Origin of the sequence: Enterobacter sp. CGMCC 5087, from assembly GCF_003144775.1 — a bacterium.
Classification (GTDB): Bacteria; Pseudomonadota; Gammaproteobacteria; order Enterobacterales; family Enterobacteriaceae; genus Enterobacter; species Enterobacter cloacae_M.
On the sequence record NZ_QFXN01000033.1, the window covers coordinates 1 to 14,928 of the forward strand.

Below are 14,928 nucleotides of genomic sequence, written 5' to 3' on the forward strand. Positions count from 1 at the left end.
GTCCGTGCTGACGCTGGCAACGGGTGAAGCCCGCGACGTGGCGTTTGATATTGCCACTCCGGATGCGATCCCGCCTCTGGATAAGGCGGTTTTGCAGGTTTCACTCCTCAGCGACCCGTCGGTACAGGCGTCTGCCGCGCTGCGGGATATTACCCCGCAGGCCGATCCTCAGACCCGCACCTGGCGCGTCAGGGCCACCCTGCAAAACCCGCCGGCGGCCATGGCGCTGGGCGCCAGCGTTACCGTCACGTTGCCATCGTCTGCCCCGCGCGGCTACACCCTTCCCGCGTCGGCGCTGACCCGCATCGGCGACAAACCGGCCGTTTTTGTGATTACCCTGCAGTCGCGGGCGCAGCTGCGCGCGGTGGTGCCCGCGAGCTATACGGCCTCCTCCGTCATTATTGCCTCCGGCCTTGAGCCGGGCGACAGGGTGATTACGGCGGGCGTGAGCACATTACGATCCGGCGAGCCGGTGGTTGCCGGAGAGGTTCAGCCATGAACACAGGACCGGAAGCCAAATTTAACCTCTCCGCCTGGGCGCTGAAGAACCAGCAGATGGTCAGCTTTTTCATGCTGCTGGTAATTACGATGGGCGTGTTTTGCTATGAGAAGCTGCCGCGTAACGAAGATCCGGCTTTTACCATTAAAACGGCCGTCGTCTCCGCGCAGTGGCCGGGAGCCTCCGTGGCGGATACCACCCGCCTGCTGACCGATACGCTTGAAAAAAAGCTGCAGGAAACGCCCTGGCTGGGCTATCTCGAAAGTGAAACCCGGGCCGGACGCACCGTTATCCACGTCAACCTCCGTGACGATACGCCCCCGCAACGCGTGCAGGATATCTGGTATCAGGTTCGCAAAAAAATGCAGGACATCGCGCCGTCCCTGCCTGAAGGGGTGCAGGGCCCTGCCGTGGACGACGAGTTTGACGATACGTTCGGCACAATTTACGCCTTTATTCCCGAGGGTTTCACCCTGCGGGAGGTGCGGGATCGCGCAGAGACAATTCGTCGCGAGCTGATGTCCCTGCCGGATATAGGCAAAACCACCCTGCTGGGCGAACAGCAGGAGCAGTGGGTTCTCGCCTTTTCTCCGGCGCGCCTGGCCGGGATGGGGCTTGATATTCAGGAGGTTGCCGACGCCCTCCGGGCGCAAAATGCGGTTGTCCCGGCAGGAACGATGCGTACCGAAAAAGAGAACATGGCGATCAAGGTCAGCGGGGCGCTCACGACCGAAGAGAGCTTACGCGCCGTCACGCTGCACGTGAACAATCGCTATATTCCGCTGACCGACATTGCCACCGTCACCCGGGAAATCGCCGAGCCACCGGCCCCGGCCTACCGGGTGAACGGTAAACCGGCTATCGGGCTGGCGGTGTCGATGGCGCCAACGGGCAACATGCTGCGTTTCGGCGCTGCGCTGAATGCCAGAATGGCGGCCCTCAGCGCCGGGCTGCCGCACGGTATCGAGATGGTGAAAGTTGCCGATCAGTCAGCGGTGGTCAGTGACGCGGTAAGCGGGTTTATCCGGGTGCTTATCGAAGCCGTTGTGATCGTGCTGGCGGTTTCATTTGTCTCGCTGGGGTTACGGGCCGGACTGGTGGTGGCGACGGCCATTCCGCTGGTGCTCGCCATGACGTTTGCCGGCATGATGCTCGCAGGTATTGGCCTTCAGCGTATCTCGCTCGGGGCGCTGATTATTGCCCTGGGCCTACTGGTGGATGACGCCATGATCGCCGTCGAAACGATGGTCTCCCGGCTGGAAGCGGGGGATTCCCGTCGGCATGCGGCCACCCATGCGTTTAAAACGACTGCATTTCCGATGCTCACCGGTACTCTGGTGATGATTGCCGGCTTTATTCCCGTTGGTTTTGCGGCCTCCAGCGCCGGTGAATACTGCTTTTCCCTGTTTGCGGTGGTGCTCATTGCCCTGCTCTGCTCCTGGGCCGTCGCGATCCTGTTTTCGCCGCTGACGGGCACGTGGCTGCTGCCGGAAAAAGTCAGACATCACGCGGCGGGACCCGGCAGGATCGCGCGCGGGTACGGACGTCTTTTACGCCTGGCGCTGCGTCACCGAGTCGCTACCGTGCTGCTCGCCCTTTCCGCGCTGGGGCTATCAGCGTACGGCACGACGTTTATGCAGGGCGAGTTTTTCCCCGCCTCGGATCGGCCAGAGCTGCTGGTCAGCCTGACGCTTCCGGCCAACGCGTCGCAGCCGGAAACGCTAAGAGAGGTGGAAAAGCTGGAAAAGGCGCTGGCCGGCAACGGCAACATCGATCGCTATTCGACGTACGTCGGGTCGGGCGCCATCCGTTTTTACCTGCCGATGGACGTGCTGCTGGAAAATGAAAATATCGCCCAGATGGTCGTGGTGGCTAAGGATCTTGAGGCGCGGGATCGTCTGCATGCGCAGTTCAACAGGATCCTGGCGACGCAGTTTAGCGACATCATCACGCGCGTGTCGCCCCTTGAGCTGGGGCCGCCCGTCGGCTGGCCCATCAAATACCGGGTGAGCGGGCCTGATTATCTGCAGGTCCGGGCGTTGGCGAACCGTCTCACGGACGCGATTGGCCGGTCTCCGTTCTCACGCGACGTTAACCAGACGGCCGGAGAGCCGGAGAGGGTCATTACCTTAAAGGTAAATCAGACGGCGGCCAGAGCGGCGGGAATATCGTCAAAAAGCCTCGCCCGCACGCTGAACACCGTCTGGTCCGGCAGCGTTGTCACGTCCATCAGGGATAACGACCGCCTTGTCGACGTGGTGCTGCGGGCCACGGACGATGCACGTCACAGCACTGCCACCCTCTCCTCGCTCACGATTCAGGGGAATGACGGTAAAAAAATTCCGCTCAGCGCCGTCGCGACGCCGGTCTGGGGCGTGGACGATCCGGTCGTCTGGCGTCGGCAGCGCGTGCCCTTTATCACGGTGCAAACGGATCTTGCCCCGGGGCTGAAGGCTGAAGCGGTATCCGCGGCGCTGCGTCCGGCGGTCGACAAGCTGCGCGCGAGCCTGCCCGCTGGTTACAGCATTGAAGAAGGCGGCGCGGTTGCCGAATCGGACAAGGGGAACAGCTCCGTCTTTACCGTTCTTCCGGTAACGCTGGTCCTCATGCTGTTGCTGCTGATGATTCAGCTGCGGCGTTATTCCCGAATGCTGCTGGCCCTCCTGATGGCCCCGTTTGGCTTGCCGGGGATCGTGCTGGCTATGCTGCCCGGCGGTACGCCGATGGGGTTTGTCGCGCTGCTGGGCGTCATCGCTCTGGCGGGGATGATCGTACGCAACGCGGTGATACTGATTAGCGAAGTTGACAGCAATCTTGCTCAGGGGATGGCAAACGATGCCGCGATTATGGCGGCCGCGGAGCACCGGGCCAGACCCATCTGCCTGACCGCCTGCGCCGCCATCCTGGGCATGATCCCGATCTCTCATCAGGTCTTCTGGGGGCCAATGGCCTATGCCATTATCGGCGGGCTGCTGGTCGCGACGCTGGTGACGCTGACCGTGTTACCCGTGTCGTTTAGCCTGCTGTTACAGTGGGGAGCTCAGCGCAACGCCGCAGAAGACGGACTGCGCTGAGGCTCCACCGTTTCCCGGCAGATTACGCGGCGGTCAGCGCAAAACGGTCTTTCAGGACATGGCGGATTTCATCCTCCGCCAGTTTCCGCGTTTCAGTGCCGTTCGCCGTGACGGTTTTCAGCATATCGCCCAGCAAAATCTGGCGTCCCTCCGGGCTGTGCTGCACCACTACCCGCTTCTGCACAAAGATGGCATCCGGGTGCGTGGAGTTAAGGTAGTTGGCCGGAACGAAGTCAATCCATTCCTGAGGGGTGAGATCAAAGCCGTACTGCCGGGCCCACTCTCCCTCAACCTTCGCCTCAAGCAGATACTCGCCCTCCGCGCTGCGGCTTAGCCGAAACGTGTCGAAATCCTGCGCGATATCCACATCAAGCGTATCCAGCGCCATCGGCGCACGAATGCCGTAGCTGCCGAAACCGAGGTCGCAAAGCCACTGTCGGCTATCTACCTCAGCGACGATCGCCATGTGGGTTTTCGGCCGCCGCGCGGGGTAGAACATCGGGCGCGCCGCCACGAAGCGGTAAGGGAGCCCTAACGCCTCCAGCGCCATGGCAAAAAGCCCGTTCACCTCGTAGCAGTAGCCGCCGCGCCCCTGCGTTAACACCTTCTCGGCAATATCGTCTGGCGCCAGCGAGACAACTTTGCCCGCCTGCACGTCCAGATTCTCAAAGGGAACGGAAAAGAGCTGATGACGCATCAGCGCATGCAGGGTGGCCGTATCGGCACCCGCCGGTCCGGTATAGTTTATGCGTTTGAAATAGGTGGAAATGTTGAAGTTATCGCTGTGCATAATGCCTCCTTGTCCTGAACATGCCGGACACTATAGATGGCGCGCATCAATGGCTGTATAGTCAGTTTTATCGAAAATTAGCCTGAACAGTTACCCATGTCTGCCCCGTCCCAGTCCTCTCCCCACTATCGCCGTATTGCGGATATGCTGCGTCTCACCATTACGTCCGGCGCGCTGCGCGCCGGTGACAGAATGATCTCCGCGCGCAAACTGGCCGAACGCGAGCGCGTTAGCCTTCCGACGGCGCTGGAGGCCCTTCGCTGCCTCGAGGCTGAGGGGCTGATCGTTGCGCGTCCACGTTCAGGCTATTACATCCGCCAGACCAGCCTGCCACCGCGCGTAGAGCCCGCGCGCTCCACGCCGGGCCCGGTCCCCGTCACCCTGTCCGCCGTGGCCCGGTCGCTGTTCAGCAGTGCAGAAGCCCGGCTGATCCCGCTGGGCGCCGCCCTGCCCGATCCCGCGTGGCTGCCGGGAGATGCGCTGCAGCGGGCGTTGCACTCTGCGGGCCGTCGTCTGGACGCGCATGGACAGAGCTACAGCCTGCCTCCGGGAAGGCGGGATTTGCGAAGCAAGATTGCCGCGCGCTCTGCCCAGTGGGGAGCCAGGTTCGGCGCGGACGATCTCATTATTACCGCAGGCGCGACGCAGGCGCTGCGCCTGGCCCTTCGGGCCGTGTGCCAGCCGGGTGACGTCGTGGCGATTGAGCAGCCCGCCTACTTTGGCACGCTCCTGCTGCTGGAGGATTTAGGCCTGAAGGCCTTAGCGGTCCCCACCGACCCTGTGGAAGGCCTGCTGCTGGAACCGCTGGCGGACGCTATTCGCTGCCACCGCCCCGCGGCCGTTCTGGCCTCGCCCACGGTGCAAAATCCTTTGGGTGCCAGCATGCCCGTCGCGCGCAAGCAGGAACTGGTTGCCCTGCTTGAAGAGGCTGAAATCCCTTTTATTGAGGACGATGTTTACGGTGACCTGGTCGGCGAGGGGCAACGCCCTCCGGCCTGCAAGGCGTTCGACCAGAGCGGGAATGTGATCTACTGCAGTTCCCTGTCCAAAACGCTTGCGCCCGGATGGCGAATCGGCTGGATCGCCGCCGGACGCTACTCCCCGCAGGTCTTACAGGCCCGCATGGCCGGAGAATGGGCTGGCGCCCCGCTGCTGGAAGCGGCGACGAGCGACGTTCTGGCGAGCGGCGACTACGATCGCCATCTGCGGCGGCTGAAGCGCCGGATCTCAGAGGGCGTTCGCGCCATCGTGGCGCAGGTCAAAGCGAGCTTTCCGCCCGGTACGCGCGTTAACGTACCCGCTGCCGGTTTCCTGCTGTGGGTTGAACTGCCTCAGCGGGTCAACGCGCTGGAGGTGCACCGTCGCGCGCTGGCGCTGGGTATTGGCGTCAGCCCTGGCCCCCTGTTTTCCCCTGCAGCGGAGTTAACGCACTTTCTGCGGCTGAACTGCGCAAACGAACCCACGCCCCGCCTGCTGAACGCTGTGGGACAGATTGGCGCGCTGTGTCACGAGCTGGCCGCCCGGCAGGAATAATTTCACAGATTGAGGATTGATCGTTCTTTAACGACTGCTTCAGGATTGGCACTTTTTACCGCTGTCAGAAAAGCCGTGAAGTTGTGATTCCAGAGGGTGAGATTGTTATAAAACTGTACTTGCTTTTCATTAGCACCATCACGGTAAATAACAATCCAGACCCGTCTGCTATTTATTTCGGTATTTCCCGGCCCGATTTTAATGATGTTAGCCAGCGCAATCTTACGGGTGGCGTTTTTTTTAACTTCATATAAAGACAGGTCATCATAAAACCAGGTTTTACCTGCATTCCCGCCAAATATTGAGGGGTTGGCAGATATCTTTTTCATCCCGTTACAGTCTGAAATGATGCGTTTTGCCTGGCGAATGCGTCTGACAAAAAAGCTTAACAGAATGAAAAGCGCAATGAGGGGCAGCGCGACTGATATCATTTTTAAACTCTCGTGCATCCCTCTGCCCCGCCATACCTTTTTTATTAACGCGTGAGTATAACGCGCCGATCGTTGATGACAACAACCCTTACGGTCAAGGAATAATCCGCGCGGCTCTCAGCTGCGCGAACAGGCTGAAAAACATCTCATCGGTCGCCTGCATTTGCGTAAAGCCCGTCCTGCGCAGCTTGCTCCCGTCACCAAACATGTCGTAATTCCAGCTAAAGACAAAATCGGCAAAATGGCCGTCGCTCAGCTGCAAAATATCCGCTTCTACCAGCCCTTCCCCGGCAAGCTCTCGCCATACGCCGCGATAGTCGTTAAACAGCTGATGAAATGACAGCCTCACCGGCGGCGCAGAGTCCAGTTCAAACCAGCGTGCGATGCGCGGCCACAGCTCGCTCCAGCGCCAGATATCGCCATTGTTTACGTTGAACGCCTGATTCTGTGCCGCAGGTGACGCGGCGGCCCACACCGTGGCCTCGGCCAGCAGCCCGGCGTCGGTATGGTCAACGATGCTGTGCCAGGCCTGTTCCGAACCGGGAAAACGCAGCGGTAACCCCAGCGCCTTGCACAGGGAGGCGTACAGGGCGATGCTCAGCGCAAGGTTCATGGCATTACCCGGTACCGCGCTCCCCACCACGCCCGGCCTGATGGCATTCCAGTGCCAGCGTTTCCCCCGCTGAAACTGGCTGAGCCACGCGAGCTGTGCGGCGTTAAATTCGGCACCCGGCACGCCGGGATCGCTTTCCCGCGCCGGGGTTTTAAACGGTCCCAGATGCGCACCATAGACTTTGTACCCCTGCATCAGGCTTACCGTCTGCAAAGGCGCCGTTTTTTCGAGGGTGCTGACCAGATTACGCAGCATGGTGACGTTCGGCTCAACCATGTCCGTCCAGTTCGCCGCGTTCGCCCAGGCGCTGTAAAAGACGTGGGTAACACCGTTCAGGGCGTGCAGCGCCCGTGCGGTATCCTGCGCATCCAGTAAATCGACGTTCACCATGGGAATGCCGTCCGGATGGGTTACCGCGTGGCGACTGAGGCCAATCACCTCCCACTGATGGTGCAGGAGCGTGTTGACCAGCTGTCTGCCGACAATGCCGCTGGCGCCCGCGACAAGGGCGACGTTGTGTTGCTGCATCTTATTCATGGTGTTTCTCCGGAAAGGGTGACAGACGCAGTGTGATCTATTATTTTTTCTGGAGATATCCCCTGAAACCGATGGCACTTATAAGCAGAATCATTAAATGAATAATAAGCTCACCGCCATTTCTACCTTTCTACGCGTCGCTGAAGCGGGCTCGTTTTCAGCGGCCGCCCGTCAGACCGGTATTAAGCAGTCCGCCGTCAGTCAACAGATCGCGGCGCTTGAGGATGAGCTTGGCGTGGTGCTGCTGCACCGTACGACGCGTACGATGAAGCTGACCGAACAGGGTGAACGTTACCGGCGAGATATGCAGCTTGTGCTGGACGCTATGGGGGAAGCGGAAAGGCGTTTACATCCTGCCGATCATCGCGTTCAGGGACGCGTCCATGTCCAGTTGCCGAGCGGCCTGGGGCAGATCATTTTGCCGCATCTGCTGGCGCTACAGCGCCTGCATCCCGAACTGCAGCTGATGATTTCCCTGGATGACCGCCTTGCCGATCTGGTGACGGAGGGCGTGGATGTCGCGATACGGCTGAGCAGTGAGCCTCCGCAGGCGCACGCGGCTCGCGTGCTGGCGCGTATTGAAGCTGCGCTGTTTGCCGCTCCCGGTTTTCAGGCGGTACACGCCGTCAGCGAGCTGGCGACGCTGCCACACGTACGGTTCAGCGGTATTCCGCTGGATGCCCCCCTGCGCCTGATGTCCGGCGAGGAAACGGTTGAGATCAACGTGAATACCGTTTTCCGTGCCAACACCAGCGACGCGCTGCTGCAGGCGCTGGAGTCAGGCATCGGTATCGGCGGCATGCAGCGACCGCTCATGGCCAGGGCGCTGCAGGCGGGCACGCTGATACCGGTGCTGCCCGAGTGGCGGTTACCCGATCGCTTCCTCTATGCCGTCTACCCCGACGCCCGCTTTATTCCGCAGCGCGTCAGAAAGGTCGTCAGCGTGATCGAGCAGTTACTGCCTGAAATACTCAAGAAAAACTGATTGTTCCCCCGTAAATCACGTGCATTTTTCAACCACCAGGAATAGAGTGTTTTTACCGTATCCTCCTCTTTCTGGAGCACTTATGCCGGATTACCGTTTTTTCCAAAAAGGCCCGAACCTGATTGCGATCGAGAGCGCAAACACCGATGCGGCCGCTCAGCTCATCGCTCAGGGGTTTGAAAAACAGTTTGAGGAGATCGGCGCTGCGGATGAAAAAGAGGCGCTTACCCGCCTTGCGGATATCCGTAAAAATAATGAGATCGATCGCTATAACTTCCTGGCCGGAGCGGGCGAAATGCCGTGGATCGGCGTGCTGACGGCTGCGGCAACCTGGTTGACACAAAAGAAGAAGGATATCCCAGCTCCCTGACAACCGTGGATGCTTTCTTACCCTACCTATAATAAAGTTCAACGTCCCGGATACGATCCTAGTATGCATGTATAGATTAGCTCCTGAAGTTCCAGGAATTCATCCCCATGCTCCTTCATTTGACATATCAATTTTTTTGCCACATGTAAATTCGCGCAATTCTATCTTATGTAAGATGGAGTGATATAACCATCTAAAATTTACTAATCTATTGAATACTCTCTCAAATACCTTTAATTAAATATAATGAAAAGAAACCAGCAGTTCACTGGTTTCTTAATTATTTGAACTTACATAATCGAATTTATTACTACTGATACGTCATTGTAAATGTGGCGCTGGCGTTAGCCGCACCGGCAGTAATGTCGCCCCCGGTTTGAACATACTGGGCCTGCAAAGGAACAGAATATGCACCATCCGTACCTGTCGTCCCGATACGTTTAGGTCTGCCAAACTGAACCGGTACCCCCTCAGACAATATCTGCAGCCCAACCCCGCTGGCGGTCTGTCCTCCGGTATTGTCCAGTTTCAGTATGCCATTCGCGCTGTTTTCAGCGCCTGCTGAACCCGGATCAATCGTGACATTGACGTTCGTCGATGCATCACAATCGAGGTCAATCTTAAAGTCCGTTTTACCCGCGACGCCGCTGTTTTTACGAAAATCCGTAGCATTGGCCGGGTTCATATTGACCTGAATATTGGTATTGATAACTGAACACGCTACGGTAGTAATTTTTGACGCCGTCAGATTCGTGGTAAATACGCGGCCTTCACCATTTGTAAAACCGCGGATGAGTACTTCTCCGCTTTTAATGGATCCACTCTCCGTTTTTCCAATTTTCACAAGCTCAATTGAGTTGCTCTCATAACCCCAGGAATAACGCGCGCACCAGCGGTCGGTAGTATCTGAAGCGGTACACCAGGTACCTGATGTTCGCGGCATACGGTTAGTGTTAATCGCTCTCACTCTGATGGCAATGCCTGGAATGCCCGTCTGGAAAAGCTCTTCCCCATTGAATGTCACTCGCGTAAATTCGGCCCCGACATCAATTAATGGTAAATACCCACCTGTACGAGGGCAGTCAGCGACGTTACCGTGGCTCAAATACCGCTGCCAGAGATTTATCGAGCGCAGTACCGTACCTACAGGTGCGTCTCTCTGAATGATAATATCGCCGAAGCTAACGGTTTCCGATCCTTCCGTATTGCCCCCAACAAAATGGCATCTTACCAGCGCAAAGCTATTAAAACTCAGCAGCATAAGAACTGAAACGATAACTAATCTTAAAAGATTATTATTGAAGTAATTCATGATCATTATTCCGTTCGTTTATCTACAGGTTGCGCCTATATCAATCAATGACTTATTAAGATTGGGCAGTTCAACGTTAGCTGAACACTGTCGGGACAGTTCATTCCCCCACTTGACCTGCAGCGTATTTTTATTCGCTAAACCACTCAGATAGACTTGCCCCTGATCGCCAACGATTGCAGCCTCATTACTTTCAGCCCCATAACTAACCGTGGCGCCAAAGGGAACAAATTTTCCGTCCGGTCTTTTAAGTGTTATGAGTGCACGCTGGCCAACTTTTGCACTAAACTCTGCACGAACTAAGGCGCCGCGCGTTGGAACGACGTTACGGCTTGTAACCTCTACATCCACATCATCCGGCAAGCTTTCAGTGCTTAAAACCAGCTCGTTGTTTCTGTAAGGGCTCACAAAGGGAACCACTGCGTAGCCGCGGTAATCAGTTTTGACACCAGACTGATTGTTAACCCTCACCCCTGACGCTCCCGGGACTTTGATCAGCGCAAGCGTTTCTCCTCCGGTCTGACCCGCCGTAATCCCGTCTTCATGGACGACAATCGTGCCTTGTGCACCAAAGTTTAGATTGTGACCCTGGGTGCTGTAGCTATACGCTCCATTCACTTCACCATAGGTACCCTTGTAGTTCGCTCTGCTGTAACCTGTATTACCCTGCCCCTTATTCCCATAGCCTTCAGCTACAGACCAGCTGAGGCTATCTCCTTCAAGCGCCGTGCCGCTCAAAGAAATATTCTGGTTCGTTCCGCCTGTACGGCTGCTGCTAAAGTTGTAGCCCGCGTAGGTCGTCGTAGAGAACAAACTCAGAGGCATACTTAGCGTAAAAGACAAGAGCCGATCGGAAGTACGGTGATGTGAATCACTCACGTCTTTATTAAAAGAATAATTCAGGCTGTAGCCGATCCCCCTGTAACTGTTCGAATAGCCAATGGCCCAGGAGTCAGTTTTTCTGTTACTTCCCCAGTAATCCTGCCGCACTATCGATGCCGATAAATAACCTGCGCTATCACCCAGGTTTTGCGTTAACGTCATTTCAGCCCTGTTCCGCCGACGTTCCTGGTAAAAGAACTCGTTTCCACCGTTGCGCAAATCAAAGGCATCATTAAGGGTATAAAAATCAGATGTCGAATAACGATACCCTGCAATCGCGATGTTTGTGCCGGTAGTTAACATGCTCTTACTGTATCTCACGCGCAAAGACTGTCCTTTTGCTACCTTTCCATCATTCCTGGAATTAACGGAATGGGTAATATCTGTCGAAAATGCACCCAGACTGCCCAGATTTTTTCCGACGCCTAACGCTGAAGAATGGTAATCGCTGGCGAACTGTGCTCCTCCATACAACGTAAAACCTGCAGGAAGGCCATAGATTAAGGAGCTCTGAAAAACAGGAGTGTCCTGAGCTTCGTTCTCATAGGTCCGATATTGACCTATGCTAAAGGCATAACGTAAGTTGCCTGCACGCTGCAATATAGGTAAGGAAGCAAAAGGAACAATCTGGTATTGCTCGCTGCCATCGCTTTCTTTAATCGTAACGCTTAAATCACCACTTCCCCCGGTAGGATAGAGATCGGTAATCTCGAACGGCCCGGCCGGTAAAAATGCCTGGTAAATAACGAAACCGTTTTGACGAATAGTTACTTCCGCGTTGTCGCCTCGAGCAATACCGCGCACTACCGGTGCATAGCCACGAAGGCTTTCGGGCAACATCTCATCGTCAGATGCAAGCTGAAGGCCTCTAATTGAGACGCTGTCAAAAATTTCACCTGGCGTACTGGTGTCTCCCAGCGTCAGTTGTCCTTTTAATGATGAAATGCCCCGCTGCGCGTAGGTGTAAGCGCTGTCCCAGCGGCCAACGCCGTTAGTATCACGTACGTAGTTTGAATAGTTACGCAAGCGCCAGGCTCCAAAGTTTACACCTGGACGAAGACTCAAAAACTGTGAAGCACTGCTGCCATCGTTATCATTAAAACTGTGGCTGGACATAACGCTGTAATTAATAATTGCAGCGGTGAGTCCGTCATCCCATTTATCGGGTGCCACGTATCCGCGTACGGCGTTGACGAGGAATGCCTGCGGTACGCTGATCCTTAATGCTTGCGCCTTAAAATCCAGTGATGCAGTCGCGTCAGGGATAGTATTCAGGTCGACACAGCGATCGGATTTGTTAAGTGACTCCGTGCGTACGCCATATCGCTTTAACATTTCAATGCTCAGGCAGGGTGTGAGTTCACTCTTACCGTTGAGTCTGATTTTTTTAAACGCAATTGACGATGTATCAACATGGCTGTCGTTAATATATACATCGACATAGTATTCACCTTCTGCCTGTTCACCGCTCTGAAATTGCTTCAAATCAGGGACATCATCGATATCATTGACGCGCTCGAGTAAAGCCGGATTAAAATAATCAGAACCGTACGCACCGGAAATAAAGGAAGTCAAAATCAGCATAAGAGTCACGCGCCCGTGGTTTAGCTTAAATTTCTTTGGTGACATACTTTTCATCATTATTTTGAGATCCATATTTTAAAAGCTGGATTTAAAAACCTGCCCAGGCACGCCATAATCATTAAATACTTTCCACTCAACTTTGCCGCCAGACGGCGCTGTACCGAGTGGGAATGTTTTACTGGATTTTGGTGCAACATACGTCACGTTTTGCAGTTCAACGCCATTTACGGCAACGGATGAGAAATTCATATAATAGGCTGAATTATTATTAACCGTGAGGCTATTACCCGCCTTTGTCCATTTCAGTTGACTGGCAAAATCTTCAGGTCTGTTTTTTTTCAAAACATCTGGTCGATATATCAGTTTGATACGTGTCTTAACGGCTAATTGCAGCTGATTTTCTTCTCCTGATGGGTTGGCTGAAGGAATCGCTTTAACGTTTAACCAAAAAAGAGTTTCCTGGTCTGGACGAAGCTGTGAGCCGCGAAATAAAATTCGCAGTGCATTGTTTTGATGTGCATCCAGACGGAATAATGGAGGGGTAACAGCAAACGTTTTATCCGGCGTGCCTGTTTCCGTTTCCGTCCATGACTGTACCAGAAACGCTTTATCATCAGGGTTGCGTAATTGTATGGATACTTCTTTCTCCTTTTCATTATAAATAACACGAGTACCACCAATCTGGACCCCCGCAAAAGCCTCCATGGATAAAAGTGCAACTGTTGCCAGTAACAGGGGCTGCGTTATTTTTCTCATGATAATCTCGCTGTTTTGAACGTGAGGACACTGCTGCGCATTCGTAATGCGCAGCAGAAAAAAAAGATCAGTTGTAGGCTACGGTGAAGTTAGCAGTAGAGTTTGCATCACCTGCCGTCACCGTGCTTGCAGTAGAAACGTATGCAGCACTAAAGTTCAGGGTTGCGTTCCCGGCATTGATGGCTACAGGTTTTGAATCGGCGAAGAGCGGCAGGACGGAGCCATCTGCATCACGCAGCTGAATACCTACGCCCGTTGCTTTGGTCGGAGTATCAGTTAATGCCAGAACCGATGGGTTCCCCCCTTCAGGCGTACCGTCAAATTTCACAGAAACATTGCTGTGCGCTGCAGGGCAGTTGCTCAGCACTACGCTAAAACCAGTAGCGGCAGATGTCGTACCTGGAGCGGAAAAAGAATTGCTGCCAATTGTGCCGAGCGCGACGGTCTGAGTTTTTGATGCGGTTGAAATATCACACGTATCATCAGTGATATTGCCGGTGAAATTGATGGTGCCATCCGCAGCGTGAGATGATGCCACGAAAACTGAGCTGAAGATTGCGAATGCAAGGATGTTGGTTTTCATATTTTGTTCCAGATTACGATTAAGCTGATTTACAGTGACATATCCCATGAGAGATACGTTTAGCTAAAACTCGCGTATGCCACACTCGCTGTAGCATGATTCAGGATGAATATTCCTGAGTTAATCCGCGAGATGACACTTATAGTGCCAGCTGTATTAATCTGGATCATTCAGATGGAGGATCTGGATCTGTAGTCTACGACCACGTCATTTGTAGTCCATTTCCTCATAAACAATTAAAAAGTAGGCCTTTAAGTTACATTTCAGTACGTTACGTAGTATTCTGACTACACATTAGTACATTGAGTCTGATTTTAATTTATCTTTTCAAACACTATGCTTGTGCTTTTGGAGTTAAAAATGATAAATGTACTTACAAACGATCTTCTTTTTTATAATGGAATTGCTCAGCTTTTAAAACCTGCCGGGGCAAAAGTACATCATTCAGCTACGGATAACATTGAATCGACATCCTTAAGTCACAAGACCTCTCTGATTATCATTGATATGCACGGCCTGTTATATAATCTGGAGGAAATGCTCGCTACTGTAAAAGTTTTAACAGAAAAATACCCTTATGCTAAAGTAATGATTGTTGCAAACCGTATTAACAAGGTAACTAAAAATACATTGCACAAATTTAACAAAACGATGTCTGTCGTGACAGCTGAGTCTTTCTTTAATTACTGCATCACCAGGTTTTCACAAAAAAACAAATTTTCTCCGAAAAATCCCTTAGGTAATGAGCAAACTGCACTAACCAAACGAGAAATACAGGTACTAAAATACGTTGCAACGGGTAAGTCATTAAAAACAATCAGCAGAGTAACGAACCTGAATGAAAAAACCATTAGTTATTATAAGTGCTCAATTATGAGGAAATATGGTTGTACCAACATGGTTGAGTTTAAGATGTTGATGGAAGAACTCGGCTATCATTCATTCTGAAAAAGAAGGGGAGGCTATAAGCCCCCCTTCT

General features: G+C 54.2%; 13 protein-coding genes. 6 read left to right on the top strand and 7 right to left on the bottom strand.

The window, feature by feature from the left end; genetic code table 11:
- Together DEO48_RS02935 and DEO48_RS02940 are read left to right on the top strand one after the other, a co-directional pair.
- On the top strand, positions 1-499 hold a 499-nt coding region (locus tag DEO48_RS02935), incomplete at its 5' end, for an efflux RND transporter periplasmic adaptor subunit (protein WP_375232159.1).
- Positions 496-3,573 (top strand): efflux RND transporter permease subunit, encoded by a 3,078-nt coding sequence (locus DEO48_RS02940; protein WP_109844323.1) that lies wholly within the window; start codon positions 496-498, stop codon positions 3,571-3,573. The genes DEO48_RS02935 and DEO48_RS02940, both read left to right, overlap by 4 nt.
- A 22-nt stretch (positions 3,574-3,595) precedes the next feature.
- Here the strand turns inward: DEO48_RS02940 and DEO48_RS02945 are convergent, their stop codons facing one another.
- Positions 3,596-4,363 (bottom strand): arylamine N-acetyltransferase, encoded by a 768-nt coding sequence (locus tag DEO48_RS02945; protein ID WP_109844324.1) that lies wholly within the window; start codon positions 4,361-4,363, stop codon positions 3,596-3,598.
- 96 nt (positions 4,364-4,459) lie between these two features.
- Here DEO48_RS02945 and DEO48_RS02950 point away from each other — a divergent pair, with 96 nt between their 5' ends.
- Complete coding sequence (locus DEO48_RS02950) at positions 4,460-5,896, top strand: PLP-dependent aminotransferase family protein (RefSeq protein WP_109844325.1); 1,437 nt, start codon at positions 4,460-4,462, stop codon at positions 5,894-5,896.
- Positions 5,897-5,898: 2 nt separating this feature from the next.
- On the opposite strand, the gene DEO48_RS02955 is transcribed toward DEO48_RS02950, so the two are convergent.
- The gene (locus tag DEO48_RS02955) at positions 5,899-6,345 is read right to left on the bottom strand and encodes a hypothetical protein (RefSeq protein WP_109844326.1); all 447 of its coding nucleotides are present in this window, start codon (positions 6,343-6,345) and stop codon (positions 5,899-5,901) included.
- 76 nt (positions 6,346-6,421) lie between these two features.
- Complete coding sequence (locus DEO48_RS02960) at positions 6,422-7,477, bottom strand: SDR family oxidoreductase (protein WP_109844327.1); 1,056 nt, start codon at positions 7,475-7,477, stop codon at positions 6,422-6,424.
- Between the two features lie 97 nt (positions 7,478-7,574).
- Between DEO48_RS02960 and DEO48_RS02965 the strand changes: the two genes are divergently transcribed.
- The gene (locus DEO48_RS02965) at positions 7,575-8,462 is read left to right on the top strand and encodes a LysR family transcriptional regulator (protein WP_109844328.1); all 888 of its coding nucleotides are present in this window, start codon (positions 7,575-7,577) and stop codon (positions 8,460-8,462) included.
- 46 nt (positions 8,463-8,508) lie between these two features.
- Positions 8,509-8,832 carry a hypothetical protein gene (locus tag DEO48_RS02970; RefSeq protein WP_375232160.1) on the top strand — a complete coding sequence of 108 codons (324 nt, stop codon included), beginning with the start codon at positions 8,509-8,511 and terminating at the stop codon, positions 8,830-8,832.
- Positions 8,833-9,142: 310 nt separating this feature from the next.
- Here DEO48_RS02970 and DEO48_RS02975 read toward each other — a convergent pair whose 3' ends face one another.
- The 4 genes from DEO48_RS02975 to DEO48_RS02990 all read right to left on the bottom strand — a co-directional run bounded on the left by DEO48_RS02975 (position 9,143) and on the right by DEO48_RS02990 (position 13,949).
- The gene (locus DEO48_RS02975; RefSeq protein ID WP_181366955.1) at positions 9,143-10,144 is read right to left on the bottom strand and encodes a fimbrial protein; all 1,002 of its coding nucleotides are present in this window, start codon (positions 10,142-10,144) and stop codon (positions 9,143-9,145) included.
- An 18-nt stretch (positions 10,145-10,162) separates the two neighbouring features.
- Positions 10,163-12,667 carry a fimbria/pilus outer membrane usher protein gene (locus tag DEO48_RS02980; RefSeq protein ID WP_258306052.1) on the bottom strand — a complete coding sequence of 835 codons (2,505 nt, stop codon included), beginning with the start codon at positions 12,665-12,667 and terminating at the stop codon, positions 10,163-10,165.
- A gap of 18 nt (positions 12,668-12,685) precedes the next feature.
- Positions 12,686-13,366, bottom strand: coding sequence for a molecular chaperone (locus DEO48_RS02985; protein WP_109844331.1), 681 nt, complete (start codon positions 13,364-13,366; stop codon positions 12,686-12,688).
- 67 nt (positions 13,367-13,433) lie between these two features.
- On the bottom strand, positions 13,434-13,949 hold the full coding sequence (locus DEO48_RS02990; RefSeq protein ID WP_109844332.1) for a fimbrial protein: 516 nt from the start codon (positions 13,947-13,949) through the stop codon (positions 13,434-13,436).
- Positions 13,950-14,309: 360 nt separating this feature from the next.
- Here DEO48_RS02990 and DEO48_RS02995 point away from each other — a divergent pair, with 360 nt between their 5' ends.
- On the top strand, positions 14,310-14,897 hold the full coding sequence (locus DEO48_RS02995; RefSeq protein ID WP_181366956.1) for a LuxR C-terminal-related transcriptional regulator: 588 nt from the start codon (positions 14,310-14,312) through the stop codon (positions 14,895-14,897).
- The last annotated feature ends 31 nt before the right edge of the window (positions 14,898-14,928 follow it).

Bases quoted from the DNA above. Each gene is read 5' to 3' on its own strand.
- DEO48_RS02990 (WP_109844332.1), bottom strand. From the start codon at position 13,949: ATGAAAACCAACATCCTTGCATTCGCAATCTTCAGCTCAGTTTTCGTG.
- DEO48_RS02995 (WP_181366956.1), top strand. From the start codon at position 14,310: ATGATAAATGTACTTACAAACGATCTTCTTTTTTATAATGGAATTGCT.
- DEO48_RS02985 (WP_109844331.1), bottom strand. From the start codon at position 13,366: ATGAGAAAAATAACGCAGCCCCTGTTACTGGCAACAGTTGCACTTTTA.
- DEO48_RS02950 (WP_109844325.1), top strand. From the start codon at position 4,460: ATGTCTGCCCCGTCCCAGTCCTCTCCCCACTATCGCCGTATTGCGGAT.
- DEO48_RS02940 (WP_109844323.1), top strand. From the start codon at position 496: ATGAACACAGGACCGGAAGCCAAATTTAACCTCTCCGCCTGGGCGCTG.
- DEO48_RS02960 (WP_109844327.1), bottom strand. From the start codon at position 7,477: ATGAATAAGATGCAGCAACACAACGTCGCCCTTGTCGCGGGCGCCAGC.
- DEO48_RS02980 (WP_258306052.1), bottom strand. From the start codon at position 12,667: ATGATGAAAAGTATGTCACCAAAGAAATTTAAGCTAAACCACGGGCGC.
- DEO48_RS02945 (WP_109844324.1), bottom strand. From the start codon at position 4,363: ATGCACAGCGATAACTTCAACATTTCCACCTATTTCAAACGCATAAAC.
- DEO48_RS02975 (WP_181366955.1), bottom strand. From the start codon at position 10,144: ATGAATTACTTCAATAATAATCTTTTAAGATTAGTTATCGTTTCAGTT.
- DEO48_RS02965 (WP_109844328.1), top strand. From the start codon at position 7,575: ATGAATAATAAGCTCACCGCCATTTCTACCTTTCTACGCGTCGCTGAA.
- DEO48_RS02955 (WP_109844326.1), bottom strand. From the start codon at position 6,345: ATGCACGAGAGTTTAAAAATGATATCAGTCGCGCTGCCCCTCATTGCG.